This is a genomic window from Pseudomonas sp. BS3767, assembly GCF_900099665.1.
Classification (GTDB): Bacteria; Pseudomonadota; Gammaproteobacteria; order Pseudomonadales; family Pseudomonadaceae; genus Aquipseudomonas; species Aquipseudomonas cerasi.
Map to the genome: position 1 here is coordinate 1 of NZ_FNCX01000014.1, position 24,252 is coordinate 24,252.

The 24,252-nt window shown below is 57.5% G+C and carries 17 protein-coding genes, 4 tRNA genes and 1 pseudogene; 7 read left to right on the top strand and 15 right to left on the bottom strand.

Annotated elements, in window-relative coordinates; translation table 11 throughout:
- From xerC (BLR16_RS27045) to BLR16_RS27055, 3 genes and pseudogenes are all read right to left on the bottom strand, one after another.
- Window positions 1–632: site-specific integrase (xerC, locus tag BLR16_RS27045; protein ID WP_170846053.1), on the bottom strand; the 632-nt coding region annotated here is incomplete at its 3' end.
- Window positions 633–699: 67 nt separating this feature from the next.
- Window positions 700–942 (bottom strand): annotated as a pseudogene (locus tag BLR16_RS27050) (DNA polymerase V subunit UmuC); the annotation flags it as partial.
- Window positions 929–1,363, bottom strand: coding sequence for a LexA family protein (locus tag BLR16_RS27055; protein WP_003318766.1), 435 nt, complete (start codon window positions 1,361–1,363; stop codon window positions 929–931). The pseudogene BLR16_RS27050 and the gene BLR16_RS27055, both read right to left, overlap by 14 nt.
- Window positions 1,364–1,476: 113 nt before the next feature.
- Here BLR16_RS27055 and BLR16_RS27060 point away from each other — a divergent pair, with 113 nt between their 5' ends.
- The 3 genes from BLR16_RS27060 (at window position 1,477) to xerC (BLR16_RS27070) (ending at window position 5,900) form a co-directional block, all read left to right on the top strand.
- Complete coding sequence (locus BLR16_RS27060) at window positions 1,477–2,169, top strand: SOS response-associated peptidase family protein (RefSeq protein ID WP_092194652.1); 693 nt, start codon at window positions 1,477–1,479, stop codon at window positions 2,167–2,169.
- A gap of 414 nt (window positions 2,170–2,583) precedes the next feature.
- Entirely contained in the window at window positions 2,584–4,497 is a 1,914-nt protein-coding gene (gene mobH, locus BLR16_RS27065; protein WP_092194658.1) for a MobH family relaxase, read from the top strand.
- Window positions 4,494–5,900, top strand: a complete 1,407-nt coding sequence (gene xerC, locus BLR16_RS27070; RefSeq protein WP_092194654.1) for a site-specific integrase — start codon at window positions 4,494–4,496, stop codon at window positions 5,898–5,900. Before mobH ends, xerC (BLR16_RS27070) begins: the two co-directional genes overlap by 4 nt.
- A 125-nt stretch (window positions 5,901–6,025) precedes the next feature.
- Here the strand turns inward: xerC (BLR16_RS27070) and BLR16_RS27075 are convergent, their stop codons facing one another.
- The 8 genes from BLR16_RS27075 to rluD form a co-directional block, all read right to left on the bottom strand.
- Window positions 6,026–8,650, bottom strand: coding sequence for an AAA family ATPase (locus BLR16_RS27075; RefSeq protein ID WP_092194656.1), 2,625 nt, complete (start codon window positions 8,648–8,650; stop codon window positions 6,026–6,028).
- Between the two features lie 646 nt (window positions 8,651–9,296).
- Window positions 9,297–9,373 (bottom strand) — tRNA-Pro (locus BLR16_RS27085).
- 95 nt (window positions 9,374–9,468) lie between these two features.
- Window positions 9,469–9,544, bottom strand: a tRNA-Lys gene (locus BLR16_RS27090).
- A gap of 5 nt (window positions 9,545–9,549) precedes the next feature.
- Window positions 9,550–9,626, bottom strand: a tRNA-Pro gene (locus tag BLR16_RS27095).
- Between the two features lie 29 nt (window positions 9,627–9,655).
- Window positions 9,656–9,731: transfer RNA gene (locus BLR16_RS27100), tRNA-Asn, on the bottom strand.
- Window positions 9,732–10,025: 294 nt separating this feature from the next.
- On the bottom strand, window positions 10,026–12,590 hold the full coding sequence (clpB, locus tag BLR16_RS27105; protein WP_044310104.1) for an ATP-dependent chaperone ClpB: 2,565 nt from the start codon (window positions 12,588–12,590) through the stop codon (window positions 10,026–10,028).
- A gap of 171 nt (window positions 12,591–12,761) precedes the next feature.
- A complete protein-coding gene (gene pgeF, locus BLR16_RS27110; RefSeq protein ID WP_074809100.1) occupies window positions 12,762–13,490 on the bottom strand; it encodes a peptidoglycan editing factor PgeF in 729 nt (242 codons plus the stop codon).
- A complete protein-coding gene (rluD, locus tag BLR16_RS27115; protein WP_002551999.1) occupies window positions 13,487–14,449 on the bottom strand; it encodes a 23S rRNA pseudouridine(1911/1915/1917) synthase RluD in 963 nt (320 codons plus the stop codon). The genes pgeF and rluD overlap by 4 nt, the downstream gene beginning before the upstream one ends.
- A 149-nt stretch (window positions 14,450–14,598) precedes the next feature.
- Here rluD and BLR16_RS27120 point away from each other — a divergent pair, with 149 nt between their 5' ends.
- The 4 genes from BLR16_RS27120 (at window position 14,599) to BLR16_RS27135 (ending at window position 18,903) form a co-directional block, all read left to right on the top strand.
- Entirely contained in the window at window positions 14,599–15,621 is a 1,023-nt protein-coding gene (locus BLR16_RS27120; RefSeq protein WP_003371138.1) for an outer membrane protein assembly factor BamD, read from the top strand.
- A 120-nt stretch (window positions 15,622–15,741) separates the two neighbouring features.
- Window positions 15,742–15,981 carry a PP0621 family protein gene (locus BLR16_RS27125; RefSeq protein WP_032609810.1) on the top strand — a complete coding sequence of 80 codons (240 nt, stop codon included), beginning with the start codon at window positions 15,742–15,744 and terminating at the stop codon, window positions 15,979–15,981.
- Entirely contained in the window at window positions 15,971–17,563 is a 1,593-nt protein-coding gene (locus tag BLR16_RS27130; protein WP_060708650.1) for a sensor histidine kinase, read from the top strand. The genes BLR16_RS27125 and BLR16_RS27130 overlap by 11 nt, the downstream gene beginning before the upstream one ends.
- Before the next feature lie 2 nt (window positions 17,564–17,565).
- Window positions 17,566–18,903, top strand: coding sequence for a sigma-54-dependent transcriptional regulator (locus BLR16_RS27135; RefSeq protein ID WP_044310107.1), 1,338 nt, complete (start codon window positions 17,566–17,568; stop codon window positions 18,901–18,903).
- 129 nt (window positions 18,904–19,032) lie between these two features.
- On the opposite strand, the gene thiO is transcribed toward BLR16_RS27135, so the two are convergent.
- The 4 genes from thiO to BLR16_RS27155 are packed head-to-tail and all read right to left on the bottom strand — an operon-like array spanning window position 19,033 to window position 24,247.
- On the bottom strand, window positions 19,033–20,136 hold the full coding sequence (thiO, locus tag BLR16_RS27140) for a glycine oxidase ThiO (RefSeq protein ID WP_003371129.1): 1,104 nt from the start codon (window positions 20,134–20,136) through the stop codon (window positions 19,033–19,035).
- Window positions 20,137–20,161: 25 nt separating this feature from the next.
- Window positions 20,162–20,560: a type IV pilin protein gene (locus BLR16_RS27145; RefSeq protein ID WP_003371127.1), complete on the bottom strand. Its 399-nt coding sequence runs from the start codon at window positions 20,558–20,560 to the stop codon at window positions 20,162–20,164.
- Window positions 20,561–20,571: 11 nt separating this feature from the next.
- On the bottom strand, window positions 20,572–23,769 hold the full coding sequence (locus BLR16_RS27150; RefSeq protein ID WP_003435656.1) for a pilus assembly protein: 3,198 nt from the start codon (window positions 23,767–23,769) through the stop codon (window positions 20,572–20,574).
- A complete protein-coding gene (locus BLR16_RS27155; RefSeq protein ID WP_003371123.1) occupies window positions 23,756–24,247 on the bottom strand; it encodes a pilus assembly PilX family protein in 492 nt (163 codons plus the stop codon). The genes BLR16_RS27150 and BLR16_RS27155 overlap by 14 nt, the downstream gene beginning before the upstream one ends.
- Window positions 24,248–24,252 lie beyond the last annotated feature (5 nt).

Below are 24,252 nucleotides of genomic sequence, written 5' to 3' on the forward strand. Positions count from 1 at the left end.
TCAGGGCTGTAGCACACGACACGGCTGCGTCGGCCTTTGGTCGTTTCTGCGCGCACTGAAATGAGTCGATGGGCGAGATCCAGGTCTTCGATTCTCAGGCCCACCAGTTCGGCACGACGGAGCGCACCGCAGTACGCCAACGAGAGCATAAGTCGATCACGAATAGACGACCTAGTCGCGATGCTGAGAAAGTAACGCCACTGCTCATCCGTGGGGATGTCGGGCAGCTTTATCAGGCGAGGCACCAGCCCTCTCACAAAGCCTGAATGTCCAGGGATCTGACACAGGCGGCCGTGCTGGCCGCGAGGTACCGGATTCTGTGCGCAACGCCCCTGAAACACCAGGTGGTCGTACCACAGGCGGATCGCGGTGAGGCGCTGGTGCAAGGTCGAGTTCGCCACCGCGTTTTCCTGGCCCGGTAATAGCCGCCGGATGTAGAGGGTGACTTGCTCGAACGTGACGGATTCAGCCTCCAGACCAGAGGCTTCGCAGTGGCCCAGGTAATGCGCCAGACCCCGCGCATACGCATCGAGCGTCGCCGGTGCACGGCCCAGGTTACCGAGCAGTTGCAGCCACTCGTTAACACTGGGGTAGCGGTTTAGCATCACTGCATAGGAGGGGGTGGAAGTCATGGGTGTCTCCCCAGAGCGTCAGAGGGTTGAGCCAAGCGCACGAAAAAGCATTCCACCTAACTTACTACAGGGCGTAATTGCTGCTGAAAACCTTGATCCCGTTGCGGCGCAGCAGTTCTTTGATCTGGAAATAGGGCGCGCCCATTTTTACAAACGGCTTGGCATCGTAACTTCGAGCTATGACACAACCGTCGTTATTGCTGAGTACCACGATGGGCGTCTTCTCCAGATCTGGACGAAAAACACGCTCGCAGCTGGCATAGAAGCAGTTGCAATCGATAAGCGCGAAAATAGGCTCATGCTTTTCCATGACGGCGCATGCTGTAGTTCACTACGCCCCAGATGACGAGGTTGTCACCCTCAAGGATGTGCTTGGACGGGTAGGCACTATTTTCGGATTGAAGTTTGACAACCCCATCCATCATGAAGAGCCGCTTGCAAATCGGCTCCGAATTGTTAAGCGCTGCCACGACGATCTCTCCATGCTCGGCAGTGCGACTGCGATCGACGACGATCAGATCCTTATCAAAAATACCTGCCCCAATCATGCTGTCTCCGAGAATTTTCGCCAGGTACACATGCGGTGCTCGTACCTCGGCCAGCTCGTCCAGGGACACGTGCTTCTCGATGTAATCGACAGCGGGAGAGGCAAACCCAGCTGGCACCTGAAATGAGTAAAGCGGTAGCTTGATACCCCCTTCAGACAACGGACCAAGAATGACTACGCTCATGAGGAAGACCTTTCGATAAAGTTAGCTGTATAGATATACAGTTAACTCTTTGACCCGCGCGCGGTCAATCGTACTGAAGGGCATTTTCGACGAGTGACATTAGGGGTGACATCATGTGCGGACGCTACTCGATCTACGAATCCATGGACCACTACCTCAAGGAACTTGCCCCAGAGCAGCTCGTGATCAATGGTTACGACCTCCGCCCCATAGAGCGCTACAACGTGGCTCCTAGCACTCGGGTTGAGATCATCCGTCACACCGATGAGGGCCTAAGTGTCGACAAGGTTCGGTGGGGGTGGGAGCCCTTCTGGGCGAAAGGCAAACGACCGGCCCCAATCAACGCTCGAGTCGAAACCGTGATGACGGGAAAGTTCTTCAAAGAGCTCTGGCCTAGCGGCCGGGCAGTTGTCCCAGCGAACGGGTGGTTTGAATGGGTGAAGGACCCGGATGACCCCAAGAAAAAGCAGCCCTACTTCATCCGCCTTAAGAGTGAAAAGCCCATGTTTTTTGCTGCGTTGGCCCAATTGCACAGAGAGATTGAGCCGCATGATGGCGACGGGTTCGTGATCATTACGTCGGCAAGCGATTCGGGAATGGTGGACATTCATGATCGCCGCCCGGTGGTACTGACGGCAGCAGATGCACGGGAATGGCTTGATTCCGAAACTACACCGCAGAAAGCCGAAGCGTTGGCAAAAGAGCACTGCAGGATTGTTGACGATTTCGAATGGTTCCCGGTTGATCGCGCAGTGGGGAACGTGCGGAATCAAGGACCGGAGCTCATCCAGCCCGTTGAGCTTTGACTGCCCCACGCCTTTGACTTCGACCCGACAAACGGCTGTCCATCTTCGTCCACCCCGAAAGGGGCTAAATGGGCTGAAGCAAATGGCAGAGCGAAGGGTTTGAATGGAATGGGGGAATAAGGGTAAGTGCCTTACCCGAAAGGGCCGGCGAGTCCGCCGGAAATGGATGCCGAAAGGGCTCGAAAGGCATTTTCAATAAAAAAGAAATTCACAATAAATGTTACTTAACAGTCACTTGGAGGCTACATTTTTTTACGCGAGCGTGGCAACATCCAATTCTGTCACTGTTTGGATCCCAGCCAATCAAGCGACGGCTATGTATATAACCTTTCCAGGATGGATATAGGTTTCGACTTGTCACGCTGAGCCATATAAAGCAAAAGGCCCACCAATGACTTCATCATGGGTGCCTAAATGCTTAGTTTCTTCACGCGAAGAAAAGCGTCTCCGATATCGTCCAATGCTGCTGCAGGCTTTTTCAAACCAGAATCTCCCGACGCGTTGCTGTCGACTTCCCGACGGCGCCAGTTGATTGAAAACATCTGGCAGCGGACCTCTCTGCCGCGTGAGCAGTTCGAGACGCTTTACATGCAGGCATTCAAGAGCTACGCAGCCTTGGTGCAGCATCTCCCTGCCTCTGAAAATCATCACCATGCATATCATGGTGGCATGCTGGATCACGGTCTCGAAATCGTCGCCTACGCATTGAAGATAAGGCAAATGTATCTGCTCCCCATCGGAGCGCCCCCCGAGTCGCAGGCGGCTCAGTCAGAAGCATGGTCTGCAGCATCGGCCTATGGTGCGCTCGTCCACGACTTGGGCAAGATTGCGGTAGACGTCAAGGTTGAACTCGCGGATGGCACTATCTGGCATCCATGGCACGGGCCTATGGATCAGCCATACCGATTCAAGTACGTGAAAGGTCGAGACTATCGGTTGCATGGAGCCGCTTCGTCGCTGATCTACTCCAACGTGATTCCGGCGAAGGCATTGGACTGGCTCAGCGGGTTTCCCGAGCTCTGGTCTCAACTCGTGTTCGCGTTCGCTGGTCAGTATGAGCATGCCGATATCCTTGGTGAAATTGTCTCCCAAGCTGACCAGGCTTCCGTGGCACAGGAACTCGGAGGCAATCCTGGCCGGGCGATGTCCGCGCCCAAACAGTCTATCCAAAGGCAGCTGGCTGAAGGCCTTAGGATGCTCGTGGCGGATAAATTCAAGTTGAACCAGCCTGACGGCCCCTCAGACGGATGGCTGACTCAGGAAGGCTTGTGGCTTGTCAGCAAGCCAGCCGTAGATCAGCTCCGAGCTCTTCTACTGTCTCAGGGTATCGAACACGTCCCCTCGTCCAACGCCCCTATGTTTGACCTGCTCCAGGATCAGGCCATCATTCAGCCCAACGGAGAGGGAAAAGCCATTTGGAAGGCCAGCATCGACAATGGTCGTGGCTGGAAGAACACGTTCACAGTGCTGAAAATAGCGCCGGCACTGATCTGGCCAAACACTAATGATAGACCTGAGACGTACACAGGCACGCTGACCGTGGAATCTGCACCAATGGCGGATGACAACGAGTCAGCTCCTGCAGGAGGCGACGAATCTCAACCGGTGAACAGCAAAAATACGCCAGAAGCACCAGCAGCGCGGCCTGCACCTAAGCAAGCACCTGCTGCAGCAAAAGATTTTGATGCGCTGGACGAACTGCTCGATCTGTTCCCGGACCCGGTAGCGACAGCACCGACTCAACCAACACCCGAGCCGGCAGGCGATGATGATGATGATCATGATGATCAGATTCCGTTTTTGCCCCCTCCTCCGGCAGCTACCCGTCTTAGCCAACCTCGGCAGCTTGTGGGAGATAAGGCAGAGAACCACACAGCCCTAGTCGAAGAGCCGGCAAAAGTCTCGCCGGAAGGTGGCTCAAGCCACGGCTTGAATTTCCTCACCTGGCTGAAGGGGGGCGTGATCTCCCACAGGATCATCATCAATGACGCCAAGGCACGTGTGCATACCGTGGATGGCACTGCGTTCCTGGTGAGCCCGGACATATTCAAACGTTACGCACTTGAGCACCCAGATATAGGGCGTGAGGCTAAAGAGCGTGATCTGGAAGCTTGGCAGGTCGTTCAGCGTTCTTTTGAGAAGCTGAAAAAACATCGCAAGACTGGCGCAGGCCTGAACATCTGGACATGTCTGGTCAAAGGACCACGAAAAAGCAAGCAACTGCGGGGCTATCTGCTCATAGAGCCTACCGACGTTTTCAGCGAGGTGCCCTATGACAACCCGGTCATCAGCTTGGCAGAATTGGTAGACAAGGACACATCTGAATGAAACCGATGACGCTTCCGGAACTGACCCAGGAATATGTACTCACTCATGATCTTAGGCCCGACACCGTCAAGATCTACTGGGCTGCCACAAAATCCTATGTCAGATTCTTCGGCGACTGCCTTGCCTGTGAGACGACCCACCGCGACATGCTTGACTGGCGTAGGTCTGAGCTTGAGCGGATCTCCAAGCGCAGCTGGAACACGTATTCCAGCCATTTGCGCACCATATACGGTTATGCAATTGAGCACGGTCTGCTGGATCTGGTTGTTAACCCACTTAAAAACACGCGTGTGATGCCGCCCAAGCGCCCAAAAAAGACAGTTGCGAACGACGCAAGCGTCCGCGCTCGTAACTGGCTGAGGATGCTGGCGGCAGAGGAGCGTGCCACCGCTAAACGGACAGAAATAACACCTGCCTGGTTCTGGCTGTGCGTGTTCGAAACTTTCTACTACACGGGGATCAGGCTCAATGCGCTGCTATGCCTGAGATATGCGGATGTATACCTGCGCGACCGACTGATCAGAGTCAGAGGCGAAACGGAGAAGACTCATCGTGAGTTCCTGATTCCTATCCCGGACGGCCTGATGGCTCAGCTAGAAACGCTTATGCACGCAGCGAAGGCCTTGAGGTTCCAGCCTGGTGACCAGTTGTTCAACGTAAACAGATTTTCAGGCCACTACCGCCGCCACGAGATGAACTCCAACCAAGTTGAGGCGATGTATAAAAAACTCACTGCGATGACCGGCATACGCATGACGCCTCACCGCTTCCGACACACGATCGCCAGTGAGCTAATGACGCTACCGGAGCGCAACATCTATCTGACCAAGAAATTGCTGAACCACTCGAATATAGCTACCACGATGGATTACATCGAACCCGACTACGACATGATGCGGGAGGTGATGAATGAACGAGGAAAGCGGCCGGCCAAAATCAGCTACATGGCAAAACCGGATGCGACGCTGCGTGCTGATAGACACCGATCAATATCTGCTCCAGTTAAGGACTTGACTCCGTCGACTACGACTCGCGAAACAACTGCAAAAGCCGAAAGCGCAGCTGTCCGGGCCTTGACCAAGCCCCGCGCACTGCCTAAACCGGTCTCTACCATGAGCCCATCAACTGCTCCAGATGCCAGGACAGCGAACCGCGACGAGACGCCCTCACCCGCTAGTGACCGCGACACCGCAGTCAGCCAGCTACCTTTAGGCTGCTCCAATCCAGAAGATCTGTTGAGAAGCTTGGGAGAACTCACCAGGTGGGTACAGAACAACATTGCCGGCGGTGGAACTGGTGCTGAACCAGCAATTGAGGAAAGACCTGTCCCAAGCCAGGATGCTCGGCAGCTACGCCCGGAAATGCTGGAACTGGCCGGATGGATCGGCAGGTCGGGAACTTAAGTCTATGTAATCAATCACTATTTAGAGCGCAGTTATTCGGTCATGCTGTGCCGCGCCGAGACTATCGTCGGGAGAGGACGATTTGCTCCGGCGCGATTTCGCGTCAGGGAGATGATGCAAAACCATCAACGACCGATTAGCAACTCCAATGCGAGGTCAAACTCCGTGATTGATTCGATAATTGTCCGCACTGTAGCGCGATCAAATTCATGGTCTCGTTGTGAATCGTGCACTCCGCTGTTGAGATAACCCCACTCAATGCTCCCCGCACCAACACCTAATAAACGGTCAAGTGCGGTTACGACATTTGTGGTGGCGGGGTACTGAACCGCAAGGCGGGCCAAAGCCGACCGCAGCTTGGTACATTTATTATTAAGCTCCCACTGTGCGCGTGGACCTCCGAGCTTCAGCTCAATGCGACCATCAGCCCGTCGGCCAAGCCAATTCCAGATACGGTCAGTCAGGCTCTCCAGCGCTGGACGCGCTTGACGCAGCGCCTCCCGTTTTTCGTCCACCGCAAACGCCTGTTGGGCCAGCAGAACATAATTCTTTACCGGCGGATCGCTATCGACGCGAAGCTGATGCTCACCGTGGTGCGGAAGAAACTTGTAACGCTTTATGGCCGAAGCGCGCCGCGCACCAAGCTCTTGTTGGATGCGGTGCAGAAACTCTTCGGCATGGGATGTAAGGATGACTTGCTTGCCATCTAGAACACCGTCCTCGAAGAAAGTGCGCCATATACCGTCGCGATGTTCATCATCAATCGCATTGACGACGTCGTCGAAGATAACAACAGGGCATCGCTGTTCGATATTTTTGGCGAGCAATATCGCTAGGCCCAAGCACTTGATGTGACCTTCGCTCAAAACGATTAGTGCGTCATATCGGGTGCCTGGTTCGGAGACGAACTCTACATCGATCCTGCCGTTTTCTGCCACTGGCAGCCAAAGTGCATGCAGCAAATCACCGGGCGAATCACCACGATTGAATGCGTTGTATAAATTTCGGGTCTGTTCCCCCATCCCTTGAAGAAGAACTCCCGGTAGTGCAGCCACGTACTCCTGGATCACCGGCAGAAAACCGTCATAGGCTGCTTTGATACGGTGATGTTTCGCGACAACTGACACTTCTTGAGTTGCAGCTTGGATCAGTTCGAGGTTCGTTTCATCAAATTGGGCTACGGTCTGATGGGCTGCCGCCAAGTCTTGGTCAGCTGCTGCTCGCAACGTCCTTAACCGTTCGACATCCAATCGATTCTGGTCAAGCCTTTCTCGCTCCTCGGCAAGCGCAATACGTTGCGCGTTCGCTTCACGAGCTTGGGTATCAAGCCCTTCGATAATCTCGGCAATGCGAAGTAAGCCCTTCCATGCGAGCTGCTCACCCTCAACCCATTCGGCCAACCAGGAACCACCAAAAGCTAAGGGTAATAAAGGCAGACTATGCGCGCGTAGATCTTGTAAACATACGGTTGCTGCGACGCTTACTACCCTGTGCATCTCTTCCCATAGCGTTCGGACTGCGTCGCTTAACTCAGCGCGCAGGTTGCTCTCACGCTGCTGAAGGGTGGCTAGTTGAGCGAGTTGCTCGATGCCAGCGCGCGCCTTCGTGAAAGGGTTTTGGGCGACCGTGGCCAACCCGGTCCCGCATGCTGGGCAGGTAGTAGCCCCTTCGGCTAAGGCCAGCACCGCTTCGTAAAGTTTGGCGTATGACACCTCACTTGCACGAGCGGAGAGCTGGCCAGATGCCTCATTCCACAAGTCCTGAGCGCGACATGAATCTGCAAGTAACGCGAGCAGCCTGTCTCGGCTTATCCCATGGACGGTGGGCGAAACGGCATTCAGTTGCGCTTGAACATAAGGCAGCCGCCCCTGATTCTGGGGCGTACCAAGCAGCCATTCTACACAGGACAAATAGGTGGACCCTGGCGACATGCGTTGCGCGAGCAAGCACTCTTGCTCCTCGATACCCGCAATTCTTTGAGGATAAGCAGCGATGCCCTGCTCGGAACTAGAAAGCTGAAGTCGACGCAATGTCAATTGAGAGGCTTGAGCGCCGACAAGCATCAGATCCTGATCAAGTGACGGATTGAAGCCACGAACGAACTCGGCGAACTGCTCCATACCAAACAGTGTCGCGATAAGCTGACGCTGATCTCCGGGAGTGCGTGCTGCGATGCGGGCGAAGTCATCAAGGCGATTTTTTTCGATAAAGCAGAAACGGTACTTCGCCTCATCGGGCTGCACGACCCTATCGCCGTCTGCGTCTCTGGACGAGAGCACCGGTGGAATATGCCGACGTAAACGAGCATTGTTGCAATACTGCCGTTGGTCTAGGCGCTTGACTTGGGCTTCGCTGATGGACCCTAGCATCGCAACTTCTAGCGCCTCGAAAAAACTGCTCTTACCGGTGCCGTTGGCTCCGTATACCAATGTGATGTCGTGGCTGAGGTCGAAGGCCTCCGGACGCATAAAACCACGGAAAGGTCCGACCTGTAGCTGGTGCAGACGCCCAAGCTCTGAAACAGCGTCTGCCTCGCGAGGATTTTCCTCGTAAGCGACTGGCATCTGAGCCAAATGCGCAATAGCTAAAGGTGCCAGACGTGTAGACCGCCCTCGGCGTGCCGCACCGACCGCGGCAAGTGGCTCAAGATGATTGAGCACCAGGAGCGCGAGCCGGCGCACGTCGTCGTGCACCTCACGCTGGGACAGATATGTTAGGAACCGATGGTACTCCGACTGAATGCTCGCCATGCCAATATCCTTTTAAGCAATGATGAAGCCAAGGTAATGTGGGGGAGTGGTGTTAATCGCACCTGCGCGACTTGCGCCGGTGAGCTGTTGATTCCGTCCGGTGTAAGAGGTTACAGACTTCTATGCAAAAAATTGATCGGCCGAGCCTCGCAGTCTCTATTGCAGAAGCGCCTCTGCTCTCCAACGCGAATAGAAGCAGCATATGGCTTGGATGATGGTATGCATAGCGGGCGGATGCTGTCAGCCAATCATGCACAGTTCGGTATGCAGGTGCACTGACGCTTGCTGACTAGCACGTTCACCTGTGTCCGGATGCTGAGCTGGGCTTGAGAGAAAACTCAAAAATACTCAATCTGCCATTATCAGCAGATGCATCGCGGTGCCGATTATTTAATTATCAGGCCTAATGACTGCTTCATATGGGCCGATACACGCGCAGCACAGCATTTTTTGCCAAAAAAAACGCCCCGTACACAAGCTTTCGCTTGGTACGGGGCGCTCCAATTTGACATCACAGCTTGCTGGCGCTATGTTTCGCGACAGACGGCTGCTTGTTTGGGTATAAGACCCCTCATACGGTAAAGCCTGCCTCAAACTGAGACATGAACACCCATCAAGGTCCTAAAGATACAGCCACAACAGTGTTTGGTCGGGGTAAGGGGATTCGAACTCCTGACATCCTGCTCCCAAAGCAGGCGCGCTACCGGACTGCGCTATACCCCGGTAAATCAAGGCACCTCAACCAGCTGCCTGCGACCTGATACGAGTGGCATCAGATCTTTAAGATTCGGCTCCAAGGTGAACCTTGGAACCAAAAATGGTGGGTCGTGTGGGATTCGAACCTACGACCAATTGGTTAAAAGCCAACTGCTCTACCAACTGAGCTAACGACCCAAATATGGTCGGGGTAAGGGGATTCGAACTCCTGACATCCTGCTCCCAAAGCAGGCGCGCTACCGGACTGCGCTATACCCCGACTGAAACTGCATTGAACCTTGCGAAATCTGGCTCCACGACCTGGACTCGAACCAGGGACCCAGTGATTAACAGTCACTTGCTCTACCAACTGAGCTATCGCGGAACTATCGATTTCAGATTCAACTTTACAACCTGTCGCCTTGAAATCAGCTTGCTGTTAACTCGTTGATTTCAATCTCATCGACCTTTCCGCTTCGTTTGTATCGTTGCGTTCACGTCTCTGAGGCGCGCTATTCTACAATTTTAAAAACACCTGTCAACCCTATAAATTGCTTTTTAAGACAATGATTTGCGATTTTTTTTCAGATCGCCTCTCGGGCCTGATTCTACTGCTGACCACGCCTCAAAAAAAGGCCCTCGGTTCGAGGGCCCTTCTATAGAGCGTTGACGAGCGCTGTCAGACAAACGTGATCTCGTCGTCGACCACCTTGCCGGTGATGGTCGTACCGGGCATGAAGCTGCCCGAGAGGATCATCTGCGCCAGCGGGTTCTCGATCCAGCGCTGAATCGCCCGCTTCAGCGGCCGTGCGCCATAGACCGGGTCGTAACCAACGGCGATCAGCTTGTCCAGCGCCTCGGGGCTCAGGGTCATCGACAGCTCGCGCTCGGCCAGACGCTTGCGCAGGCGGCCCAGCTGGATGTCGGTGATACCGGCGATCTGGTCACGCGCCAGCGGTTCGAAGATCACCACTTCGTCGATCCGGTTAACGAACTCCGGACGGAAGTGCGTACCGACTGCGTCCATCACTGCAGCACGCTGCGCCTCACGGTCACCGACCAGCTCCTGGATCTGCGCAGAGCCCAGGTTGGAAGTCATGACGATCACGGTATTGCGGAAGTCCACCGTGCGCCCGTGGCTGTCCGTCAGACGTCCGTCTTCAAGCACCTGCAAGAGGATGTTGAACACATCGGAATGCGCCTTCTCGACCTCATCGAGCAGAATCAGCGAATACGGTTTGCGACGCACGGCTTCGGTCAGGTAGCCGCCCTCTTCGTAACCAACATAGCCTGGCGGCGCACCGATCAGGCGAGCCACGGAATGTTTCTCCATGAACTCGGACATGTCGATACGCACCATCGCCTCTTCGGTGTCGAACAGGAATTCGGCCAGCGCCTTGCACAGTTCGGTCTTGCCCACGCCGGTCGGGCCGAGGAACATGAAGGATCCGCTCGGACGGTTAGGGTCGGAGAGCCCGGCACGCGAACGACGCACGGCATTGGAGACGGCGACCACCGCTTCTTCCTGGCCGATCACCCGGTTGTGCAGCAGGGTTTCCATGCGCAACAGCTTCTCGCGCTCGCCTTCGAGCATCTTCGACACCGGGATACCGGTCCACTTCGACACGACCTCGGCAATTTCTTCCTCGGTCACCTTGCTGCGCAGCAACTGGTTTTCCGGCTTGCCGTGCTGGTCGACCATTTGCAGGCTGCGCTCCAGGTCGGGAATGATCCCGTACTGCAACTCGGCCATGCGGTTCAGATCGCCACGGCGGCGAGCGGCTTCCAGCTCCTGGCGAGACTGTTCGATTTTCTGCTGGATCTGTGCCGAGCCGGTGACCTCGGCTTTTTCCGAGGTCCAGATTTCTTCAAGGTCCGCGTACTCAAGCTCAAGACGCTGGATTTCACCCTGAAGTTTTTCCAGGCGCTTGATCGCCGCCTCGTCTTTTTCCTTTTTGAGGGCCTGAGCCTCTACTTTCAGCTGGATCAGGCGACGCTCAAGGCGGTCGAGCACTTCAGGCTTGGAGTCGATCTCCATGCGAATGCGGCTGGCCGCTTCGTCGATCAGGTCGATGGCCTTGTCCGGCAACTGGCGGTCGGTGATATAGCGATGGCTCAGCTTGGCCGCTGCGATGATCGCGCCGTCAGTGATGGCGACCTTGTGGTGCACTTCGTAGCGCTCCTTCAGGCCACGCAGGATCGCAATGGTGTCTTCTTCGCTTGGCTCGTCGACCAGGACTTTCTGGAATCGACGCTCAAGCGCCGCATCCTTCTCTATATATTGGCGGTACTCGTTGAGCGTGGTGGCGCCGACACAATGCAGCTCGCCGCGCGCCAGTGCAGGTTTGAGCATGTTGCCAGCGTCCATCGAGCCTTCGCCCTTGCCCGCGCCGACCATGGTGTGCAGCTCGTCGATGAACAGGATGATCTGGCCTTCCTGCTTGGACAGTTCGTTGAGCAGCGATTTGAGGCGCTCCTCGAACTCGCCACGGTACTTGGCACCGGCGATCAGCGCGCCCATGTCCAGCGACAGCAAGCGCTTGCCGCGCAGGCCATCGGGCACTTCACCATTGATGATGCGCTGCGCCAGGCCCTCGGCAATGGCGGTCTTGCCCACGCCTGGTTCGCCGATCAGCACCGGGTTGTTCTTGGTGCGGCGCTGCAGGACCTGAATGGTGCGACGAATCTCGTCATCACGACCGATCACCGGGTCGAGCTTGCCCTCTTCGGCACGCTTGGTCAGGTCAACGGTGTACTTGTCCAGCGCCTGACGCGACTCTTCGACGTTCGGGTCATTCACGGCACCTTCGCCGCGCAGGTTGTTGATGGCGTTTTCCAGAGCTTTCTTGCTGACGCCCTGCCCCAGCAACAATTTGCCGAGCTTGCTGTTCTCGTCCATTGCCGCGAGCAGCACCAGCTCGCTGGAAATGAACTGGTCGCCTTTCTGCTGCGCCAGACGGTCAGCCTGATTGAGCAGGCGCGCCAGATCCTGCGACATGTTGACGTCGCCGGTCGGGTTCTGGATTTTTGGCAACCGATCCAGCTCTGCACTCAGTTCCTTGCGCAGGCTGTTGATGTCGAAGCCTACCTGCAACAGCAAAGGCTTGATGGAACCGCCCTGCTGCTCAAGCAGCGCCTGCATCAAGTGCGCAGGTTCGATGGCGGGATGGTCGAGGCCAACGGCCAGCGACTGGGAATCGGATAACGCTAACTGTAATTTACTGGTCAATCTGTCGATACGCATTAGTCACCTTCCTTTAATGCAGGCCGGAGCAATGAACACACCTATAAAGAAAACCTGCTGAATAGCCAGTTAGATGCGGACGATTCTGCGCGTTTCAAGCGGGCCGGGGTTGATACAGATCAGACGAGTGTTCAGGCAAGTCTAGCTGGAATGTGCAAAACAGCCCGGCAATCAGGCGTGTTCGATCCAGATCAGCGAAGCGAAGCGGCCAGTGCGCGCGGCACGCCTGTAGGAAAAGAAGCGCGGGTCGGTGAAGGTATCCAGCCCGCCGCCATACACGGCAGAGACACCTTGGGCTGCCAGTCTTAACCGGGCGAGCGCATAGATGTCGGCCATGAAACGATCAGGATTCGAACTGGCGACAAACGCAGCGGCTGTCTGCGGGTGGCTGGCGGTAAAGGCCTCGCGCACCTCGGGACCGACTTCGAACGACGGCTGGCCGATGGCCGGCCCCAGCCAGACCATGATGTCTTCGGCAGCACTCTGCAGGCTGTCGGCCGTCGCTTCCAGCACCCCGGCCACCAGCCCACGCCAGCCGGCATGCGCGGCAGCCACACGCGTACCGTCACGACGACAGAACAGCGCGGGCAGGCAGTCGGCGGTCATGATGGTGCAGGCCACGCCAGGCGTGCTCGTCCAGCTGGCATCGGCCTCGACGACGCGGGATGGATCGGCAGGTACGACGTCTACGCCGTGCACCTGCTTCAACCAGGCGGGCTGAGCCTTGAGACTGGCGGTCAGGCGCTGGCGATTGCTCGCCACGGCCTGCGGGCTGTCATCGACGTGATCGCCCAGATTGAAGCTGTCGAACGGAGCCAGGCTGACCCCACCCGAGCGAGTGGTAACGCAGGACTTGATCTGTGCTGGCGCAGGCCAGTCAGGTATCAGCCAGTCATTCACCCGATGAACGCCTCGCGATCCTGCTTGAGCAGGGACAGCAACCAGACGAAATCGTCCGGCAATGGCGATTCCCAGCTCATGCGCTTACCGGTGGTCGGATGATCCAGCTCCAGGAAGCGGGCATGCAACGCCTGCCGCGGGAAGGTCTTGAGCGAATCGACCATGGTCAGGCTGGCCGCTGGCGGAATACGGAAACGACCGCCGTAGGCAGGGTCGCCGACCAACGGATAGTTGATATGCGCCATGTGCACGCGAATCTGGTGGGTACGCCCGGTTTCCAGCTTGACCCGTACATGGGTGTGCGAACGGAAGCGCTCCAGCACGCGGTAATGACTGACCGCCTGCTTGCCGCCCTCCATCACCGCCATGCGCTGGCGCTGCTGACCGTGACGGCCGATGGGCGCGTCGATCTTGCCGCCTGCGGTCACCACGCCGATCACGATGCACTCGTAGATACGGCTGACACTGCGACTCTGCAACTGGGTAACCAGCTGTGTCTGCGCCTGAATGGTCTTGGCGACCACCATCAGGCCGGTGGTGTCCTTGTCCAGACGGTGCACGATGCCGGCACGCGGAACATTGATGATGTCCGGCACGTGGTGCAGCAGGGCGTTGAGCAGCGTGCCGTCGGCATGACCGGCAGCCGGGTGCACCACCAGCCCTGCGGGCTTGTTGATGACGAGGATCTGGTCGTCTTCATAGATGATGTCGAGTTCGATGTCCTGAGCGACCCATTCACCCTGGGCCTCCTGCTCGGCAATCAGCTCGAGAACAGCGCCACCGTGCACGATGTCGCGAGGGCGCAGAACGCCTCCGTCCACAGTCAGGCGGCCGTCCTTGATCCAGGCGGAAAGGCGCGAGCGCGAGTGCTCAGCGAATAATTGTGCGGCGACTTGATCGAGGCGTTGACCGCCCAATTCGGACGGCACCTCTGCGCGAAGTTCTATATTTTCGGACATGACCAGACTAGGTGGCGGCTAGCCTTTGGTTTCGGCAGCGCGCTTGTGGTTAAATACGGCGTCTTTTGTCCCGCCGGTATCGCGGGGCGCTCATCATAACAGGACGGCCCCGCCCAAGACAGCAGGCCGTTATAGGGACGCAAGCCGCCATGCAAGTGAAACACCTGCTGCTGATCGCCATCCTCGCATTGACTGCGGCCTGTTCGTCGAAGGAAGTCATCGACGAAAACCTCAGCGAAGTCGAGCTGTACCAGCAGGCGCAGGCCGACCTGGGAAATAACAGCTATAACAGTGCCACTGAGAAGCTCAAGGCGCTGGAATCTCGCTATCCGTTCGGTCGCTACGCCGATCAGGCTCAGCTCGAGTTGATCTACTCGAACTACAAGAATGGTGAACCCGAAGCAGCCAAATCCGCTGCCGAGCGTTTCATCCGCCTGCATCCGCAGCACCCGAACGTCGACTATGCGTATTACATGAAGGGCCTGACCTCCTTCGACCAGGACGTGGGCCTCCTGGCGCGCTTCCTGCCGCTGGACCAGACCAAGCGTGACCCGGGTGCTGCGCGTGACTCGTTCAACGAATTCGCCCAGTTGACCAGCCGCTTTCCGAACAGTCGCTATGCGCCTGACGCCAAGCAGCGCATGATTTACCTGCGCAACCTGCTGGCGTCCTACGAAATCCACGTAGCCGACTACTACCTGACCCGTCAGGCCTATGTCGCCGCCGCCAACCGTGGCCGCTATGTAGTGGAAAACTTCCAGGAGACGCCTTCGGTCGGCGACGGTCTGGCGGTGATGGTCGAGTCCTATCAGCGTCTGCACCTTGACGACCTGGCTGCCACCAGCCTGGAAGTGCTGAAGACCAACTACCCGAACCACCCGCAACTGGCTGACGGCAAGTTCACCCCGCGTGAAGCCGAGGCCGATAACCGCTCATGGCTGTCGAAAGCGACCCTTGGCCTGATCGACGGCAGCGCTCCGCTGCCACCGGGCCAGACCCGCGCCGATCAGGACATGAAGAAGCAGTACCAGGACGCCAAGGATTCCATTCCGAAAGAACTACTGCCGGAGAATCAGGCCGAGCTGGACGAACAGGCGGAAAAAGACGCCGAAGCGAAAGGCACCAAGAGCCGTTCGTGGTTCAGCTACATGACCCTGGGTCTGTTCGACTGATCCTGAGTGCATAAAAAAAAGAGGCCTTCGGGCCTCTTTTTTTGTGCATCAATTTTGCCCCTGTGCGCCCGCTCGCGGCTTGGCTACACTGCGCCATCGTCAATCACTAAGCTGGTAGTCATGGTTCGCTTACTTATGTGGGTCGCGTTGATCGCGGCGTTGGTCTGGTTCGTCAAGCGTCTGATCAATCCCCCCAAGCCGAAATCCCGCGCCGAGCCGCCTGAACTGGCTTCGACACCCATGGTGCGATGCGCGCAGTGTGGCGTTCATCTGCCGCAGGATCGTGCGCTGAGCCAGGCACAGCAATGGTATTGCAGCGAGGCACACCGGCTGCAGGGCCCCGCGGCACGTGACCGCTGACTCACCGTCCCTTGTCAGCCCGCAGGCGCAGCGGATTCTGCGGCTGTACCACCTCTATCGACTGACCATCGGCGTCGTACTGGTCCTGTTGATTTCCAGCAGCCTGGAAACCGAGCTGCTGCAACTGGCCAACCCGAACCTGTTCCGCTCGGGCTGCTGGTTGTATCTGGTGTTCAACATTCTGGTCGTCGTGCTGCTGGAACGCCCCAGCCGTCAGGCACAGTTTTTCGGCCTGGCGATGACAGACGCGATCATGCTCTCCGCGCTGTTCTATGCAGCCGGCGGGCCCTCCAGCGGTATCGGCAACCTGTTGATTGCCTCGGTAGCGATCAGCAATGTGTTGCTGCGCGGCCGTATCGGCTTGTTGATCGCTGCGGTTTCGGCCATCGGCATCATCTACCTGACGTTCTACATCAGCTTCGGCACACCCTCGGTTTCCAACGACTACGTACAGGCTGGCTCGCTGGGCGCCCTGTGCTTCGCCGCCGCCCTACTGGTGCAGGCGCTGACAGCGCGCATGCAGGTCAGCGAGGTACTGGCCGAGCAGCGTGCGGCGGATGTCGACAGCCTGGAGGCACTCAACGCACTCATTCTGCAACGCATGCGTACCGGCATTCTGGTGCTGGATGCCAACCATCAGGTGCTGCTGGCCAATCAGGGGGCCTTGCACCTGCTGGGCCAGGAACAACTGGTCGGCCAGCTCATCGACACCTGCTCGCCACAACTGGTCGAACGCCTGCGCCAGTGGCTCGTCAATCCGATCATGGTGCCGCGCAGCATCACCACCGCCCCCGTGGGTCTGGTACTGCAACCGAGCTTCGCCAGACTCAACCGTGGCGATCAGCGTCAGACGCTGGTTTTTCTCGAAGACCTGTCGCAGATTGCTCATCAGGCGCAGCAGCTCAAGCTTGCCGCACTGGGACGCCTCACCGCCGGGATTGCCCACGAAATACGCAACCCGCTGGGTGCCGTCAGTCATGCGGCGCAGTTGCTTAATGAATCGGAAGAGCTCAGTGCAGCGGATCGACGCCTGGGGCAGATCATTCATGAGCAGTCGGGACGCATTGATCGGGTCATCGAAAATGTCCTGCAATTGTCGCGCAGGCGCGAAGCACAGCCCGAACTGCTCGACCTGAAAACCTGGCTGGAACACTTTGTTGCTGAATTTCGCAGTTCCGCTGCGCCCAATCAGTCGATTCATGTCGACATAAGCCCCGGCACGCTGACAACCCGCATGGATTCTGGACAACTGACGCAAATCATGACCAACCTGTTGCAGAACGGCCTGCGCTACAGCGGCAAAAATCATCCATCAGCACAGGTCTGGCTGAAACTGCACAATGACCCCAGAAGCGAGCTGCCTACGCTGGAAGTGCTGGACGACGGGCCGGGGGTCAGCGAGCAACACCTGAGCAAGATCTTCGAACCGTTTTTCACCACAGAGAGCAAAGGCACCGGCCTTGGTCTATATCTGTCACGTGAACTGTGCGAAAGCAATCAGGCGCACCTGGAATATGCGCCCCGCCCCACGGGTGGCAGTTGCCTGCGCATTACCTTCGCCCACCCGTTCAAGACGAGCTGAGCATGACCCAACGGCAAAAAATCCTGATAGTCGATGATGAGCCGGATATTCGCGAACTCCTGGAGATCACGCTGGGGCGCATGAAACTCGACACCCGCAGTGCCCGTAACGTCGCCGAAGCGCACGACTGGCTGGCCCGCGAACCGTTCGACATGTGCCTGACCGACATGCGTTTGCCTGACGGTAATGGCCTTGAGCTGGTGCAACACATACAGCACGGCTACCCCCACGTGCCGGTGGCGATGATCACTGCCCACGGCAATCTGGACACGGCGATCAACGCGCTGAAGGCCGGGGCTTTCGACTTTGTGACCAAGCCGGTCGACCTCGGCAGGTTGCGCGAGCTGGTCAATAGCGCGCTGAGCCTGCCCGGCGCACCACCGACGCGAAGCATCGACAACCGCCTGCTGGGCGACTCGCTGGCAATGCGTACCTTGCGCAATCAGATCGGCAAGCTGGCCCGCAGCCAGGCGCCGATCTACATCAGCGGCGAGTCGGGCAGCGGCAAGGAGCTTGTAGCGCGTCTGATCCACGAGCAGGGTCCGCGCATCGACAAACCTTTCATACCGGTGAACTGCGGCGCCATTCCTTCCGAGCTGATGGAGAGCGAATTCTTCGGTCATCGCAAAGGCAGCTTCAGCGGTGCCCACGAAGACAAGCCCGGTCTGTTTCAGGCGGCGCACACAGGCACGCTGTTTCTCGATGAGGTCGCCGACCTGCCGCTGGCCATGCAGGTCAAACTGCTGCGCGCCATTCAGGAAAAATCCATCCGCAGCGTCGGCGGCCAGCAAGAGCAGATTGTCGACGTACGTATTCTGTGTGCCACCCACAAGAACCTGAATGCAGAGGTCGCGGCCGGTCGGTTTCGTCAGGATCTTTATTACCGATTGAACGTGATCGAAGTGCGTGTGCCCCCGTTGCGCGAGCGCCGTGAGGATATCGACCAACTGGCAGCCAGCGTGCTCAAGCGCCTTGCCGGGAACGGCGCACAACCCGTCGCACGCCTGAACGCGCAGGCGCTGGAAACGCTGAAGAGCTACCGCTTCCCCGGTAACGTGCGCGAACTGGAAAACATGCTGGAGCGCGCCTACACGCTGTGCGAGAACGATGAAATCCACGCCAGCGACCTGCGCCTGACAGAGTCCGCCAGCCCTCAGGAGAGCGACGGCCCGAGCCTGGCCGACATCGACAACCTTGAAGACTACCTGGAAAGCATCGAACGCCAGCTCATCCTGCAGGCACTGGAAGAAACACGCTGGAATCGCACTGCGGCGGCAGAAAGGCTCAGTTTGTCGTTCAGGTCACTGCGCTATCGCCTGAAGAAGCTGGGCCTGGATTGAATGCGTTGCGCGGCGAAAAACGTGTGACGCAGAGCGTCACGAAAGGCGTTCCCACGCGGGAGCGTGCGGAACGATAGGTGCGCGAGAGAACACCATCGTGCCCCACGCTCCGAATGACCGAGAGGATGGCTAGCCTGCCAGGCGCCCCGCAGGCGCGTAGGGTGCGGGGTCGATGATGGGCTCGCGGTCCAGCAGCAGGTCAGTGATCAACTGGCAGGACGCCGGAGCCAGCACCAGACCGTTGCGGTAATGCCCGCAGTTGAGCCACAGGCCGTCAAAACCTTCCAGCGGGCCAATGAACGGGATGCCCTCAGGCGAACCAGGGCGCAGGCCTGCCCATTGGGCGACGGGCTCGGCGTGGGCCAATGGCGGAAGCAATTCGACGGCCGACGCCTTCAAACTTTCCAATGCGGCCTGCGTAGTGGTTTTGTCGAACCCTTCATGCTCCAGGGTGCTGCCGATCAGGATATGCCCGTCGCGACGCGGGATCGCGTAGCGCCCTTTCGCCAGCACCATGCTCGACAGAAAGTCCGATGCACACTTGTAGAGAATCATCTGGCCTTTTACCGGCTCGACCGGCAGTTCCAGACTCAGGGTTTTGAGCAACTCGCCGCTCCACGCACCCGCCGCCAGAATCACCCGATCACCGGTGATATCCCCTGCAGACGTCTGCACACCCGAAATCCTGCTGCCTTCACGGGTAAAGCCGCTGACTTCACAGTGCTCGCGAATCTCGACATTGGGCAATGCCAGCAAGGCGGCCTTGAGCGATTTGACCAGACGGGGATTACGTACGTTGGCCACATCGGCCATGTAGATCGCCCGCGAATAGCCCTCACCCAGCACCGGCACGGCATCATTCACCGCCGAGATATCCACGCGGTTCAACGAACGTTTTTCGCGGGCAGCCCATTCAAGCGCAGACTGCTCGTCATCAAGATCGAGCCAGTACAGGCCGGTCCTGTGCACTTCAGGGTCGATACCGGTCTGTGCGAGCAAACGCTCGGCGAGGTGCGGGTAGAAATCCTGCGACCAGTGCGCCAGCGCGGTGACCGCAGTGCTGTAGCGCCACGGGTAAAGCGGCGAGACAATCCCGCCGCCTGCCCAGGAAGACTCCTGGCCAACGCCCGAACGATCCAGCAGCACGACGCTGACCTGCTCGGAGGCGAGATTGAAGGCGGTCAGCAGACCTATGACGCCACCGCCTACGATGACTACTTTCTGCTTGGACATCTTGGTCTCGTGACAAGGAAACGGTTTAGCGGCCCCAACAATCTTTGGCAGTGACGCCGCTGGTTGCGCCCGTGTTGGTACGCGCCCCGGTGTTAGTGATCACGAAACTGCCGCACTTGTCGCCAGCCATAAGCGTACCTGCGCGAGGGTCAGCTGTCAGGGTGAAGTCGGTGGCAGTTAGGGTCGGCGTTATACTGTAGTACGTATTACCTCCGCTCACGGTGGCCCCTACGTAAGTGGCCGCTCGTGAATAATACCGCTCCAGCGCCTGGCTTTGCTCGGACAGCAGGCTGGCAATCGCCGACCGCTGGGTGCGCTTCACGTATTCGGTGTAACTGGGGTACGCGATGGCCGCCAGAATACCGACAATCGCCACGACGATCATGAGTTCGATCAACGTAAAGCCCCTGGATGTCACTCGCATGTCTAGTTTCCCTATTGGATTTGTCGCCACATGATGCGCTGGAAGACGTTAGCGCTACCGCCCTTCTCAGTAATCTTGGTGGGCGGGCCGCCGCTGGAGTCAATCACGTACTTGTTATCGTTGGCCCCATTGGTACCGGCAACGATAGAAGCCACTACCGGGATACCGGTACCGATACCGAGACCGCCAATGATCAAATCCGAAGAGTTGATATCGCCGTCATTGTTGGTATCCAGTACCTGGTAATTAAGCATGCTGCCAGTCGCGGCGTTCAGCTCGAACAAGCGCCCGGTCCCGGTGCTTTCGCAAGGGTCGGTAGAGTTGACGGCTGCCGTGGTGAAGATGATACGACCGCGAGAGGTTTGTGCCGGATAGATAATCCGCTCGCCGACATAGGGGGCCGTGGTTGCCAACGGCAGGTACCAGCCTTTCTTGGTGCCCCAATCCACATCATTGGAAGTCGTGGTGTAATACGTATTGCCACTTCCGACTACCGTCCCGTTAATGGCCTGGGGCTGCAGATTGGCCTCAACGATGTTGCCTGAACCGTTGTCGCCATCCCAGATGGCATAGAAATCCTGCAACGAGCTGGTCTGCTTGTCCGCAGTTTCGCTGAATTTCCCGGTACCGAAATACACGATCTTGCCGTTGAGTGGATGGTCCAGCAACAAGGGCTGAACGGTAATCGACTGACTGGCTCCCTGAGGTGCAGTGAACAGGGGTGAGCCATTGAAAGCGACTTTCCAGCTGGATGCTGCGGCCCCGCTCATGTCGAACTTCCACAGGCGGCCCTTGAGATCGCCCGCATAGGCTGCTTGAACGACATTCTGCGAATTGACCCGAAGTTTCACCGAAGACAACCCGTTATCCGTTTCGCTGCCAGTGACCGGAGTCGGAATTTCGGCAATGAACTGTCCGGTGTTGGCGTTGAGTACATACAGAGACGCCCTCCCGGTAAAACTGCCGTAACCGTTGCCCACAACAACGATCCCGGTGCCATCGGCCATACGTGCTACATCCGGCTTGGAGTAGGTGTATCCAAGGTTGTTGAACTTGTTGTTGGTGTCTGAAGTGTCGGGAGCCTTGACCTCCCACAATGCCCCGATGCTGTCTGCCGAACCTTCGAAAAGCTTGATCGCAAAAAAAGCCTTGCCGCCAGCGCCCAGCCCGGAATACGCCACCGTGCGCCATACACTCCCTGCGGATGCCTGCGTATCGAAGACTGCAATCTGACCATCCACCGTGAAACGGTGAACGCCGGAACCGTAGGAAGAGGATGAAATGGTCGCCAATGAACTCAGAGACGTGGACGGCATATACGCGTATTTACGCGCACCGGAGCTGGCGTCGATCACATTGAAGAAGCCATCGTTGGCGTTGGCCAGCAGACTGGAACTCATGTTGCTGGACTTGGCAGAAAGGTACGTCGTGTAAGTGGTGTCGCCGAGCAAATCAGACGCCGTCTTCTCTGTCGGCAGCCCGGCACCCAATGATGAATTGACGATATCGCCCAAGAGCGTGGCACGAGTACGAAGCTTGGCATTGGCCGTGCCTTTGGCCCAGGCAATAACCTCCGCGCCGGTCACTCCGCTCGGCAGCGTAGCGGTAAAGGCATCGCGTTGCGCCTGCGTGAAATTCAGAAAATCCAGAGTGATTTTCGTCGGTGTCGCCGCTGTGCTCCATGACTCGAACACAGGCGCCTTGGTGCTGCTGGTGATCGTGGTATCGGTGGTCCAGACAGGGGCGCTCAGCGCTCCTGTCGTAGCGTCCAGATTGTAAGCCTTGATCGTGCCATGCCAGTCCGTCGGGTCATAAAGCGTCTGGTAGAAGCGGCTGCCCGCCTGAAGGGTAGACGAGTTTGCCACGCCACCGCCGCCCGAACCGGCCTTGGCATAGATATCGCTCAATGCGAGGTTCAAGGCGTTGTTCAAACCGGCGCTGTCATTGGTCTGGAAATACTTGCCGTGCCCATGGTTATTGTCAGCAGCGTCTATCAGCATCTGGTTGGCGGCGGTGAAACCAATGGTGTAGGTAGTCATGTTCTGTTGAGAGAAGCCGTCTGTGTCCCAACTTTTCTTGGTCAGGTCAGTGGCAGGTGTACTGCTCGCTCTTCGCATGTCGATGTCATAGGCGAACTTGGCGAGGTCGTCCAGATAAAGCGTATCGCCCTCACCATCACCATTAAGATTGGCCCCGTCATTGGCCGCATTCAAGTCCCAATTGGGCAGTGAGCGTGAGGTATTGAGTACATCCTCCGGATCGTTGGTCGGGAACGTCCGATCGTATGTCGGCAAGCCGTCAGTGATCACCACGCCAAAGTTTTTCTGGCACCGGTACTGTATAGGGCTGGTGTAGGTCGTCGGTGCCCCGCTATAACCGTAATACGGGGTCATGCCCCGAAAGTAGCGGGTTATCTCATAATACGTTTCGGCCAACGGCGTATTGGAGTCGCCTCGCAGTGCATTGATGGCCGCATTGAGGGCAGTGACATTATCGTTTGCATCAGCCTGGCTGACACCGCCGTTGTTGTAAGGGTTACTGGCGACAGGGGACAGGTCTGCAACAGGTCTGGAAATCTTCCCTCCACGCCCGGGATCAGCGTTGGTCGGCGGGTTGAACCCGGCCAGACCGATTCTCAGGGATTTGTTGTTGGCAACGAGGTTCAATGAAACGTTGCGCGCGACATTGATACGGTAATCGTTGGGAATGATGTTATTGACGGTGAAGTCTTTGGTAGTTGTGTTGGCGGCCCGCGTCAGGTCAACCAGATAAGAGAGGTAATCTGCAGTGTAGCGAGTGGTGCTCTCGTTGCCGGCCGGATCGGGCAACTTCAGGCAGTAACCCACGTTGTCACGCGCAACGTAGGTGTAATCGCTTCTGCACGTGTAAGGCCCGGCAGAGTCCAGCGAGAGCGTGTCGTCGCCCTGAATGGAGACGCCTCTGCAGTTAAAAAGACCGCATGACCCAGGCTGCGCATAGATAATCGAGGGACGATTGGTCACCGTCGGATCAAAGCCGGCGGCCCAGATGATGTTGTACATACTCCCGGAGTTATCCACCAGTAGCATCAGGTTAGGCGGCACGGCCGACGCACTGAGCAACGGTACTTGTGCTGGCGTAAACGCATACACGGGCGTAAGGGCATAAAAAGCCAAAAGCGCACCGCCGAGATACTTCAGGCTGCGACGGAGTTTCTCAGCAATTGGCATAAATACTCTCCAGCACCGTGCGCGACGTGCCTTGAATAGCGACTGATGTCACGCGATAGAGCGTTACTGTCCCGGTACAGATCGGTGGCCGATTCACAGGTGTCGCCGTGGTCCCCAGATTCTGTACACCGTAAAAGCCACCACCTGCTGCCAGCCAGCTCACCCCGGACGCCCCCACTCCCGCGGCGGTCAGCGTGGTTGATTCAGCGGGTGGGGCGCAGTTTGTACACTTGGCCAGCGTGTATCCGGCCACCTTGATCGAAGACTCTCCCAGCCTTAATGCCGCTTCGGCCTTCTGGAAGGATTGATTGCGCAGGGTGACGCTTCCCGCCATCTTTTCCTGCAGCGTGGCGTTCTGCATGGAAGAGATACCCAGCAGAGTGAGCAGCAGCAGAAACACCAGACTGACCAGCAACACCATACCGCCCTGCCGTGCAGGGAAAGCCTGTATCGATTTGAATCGCACGATCCTGTTCATGCCCG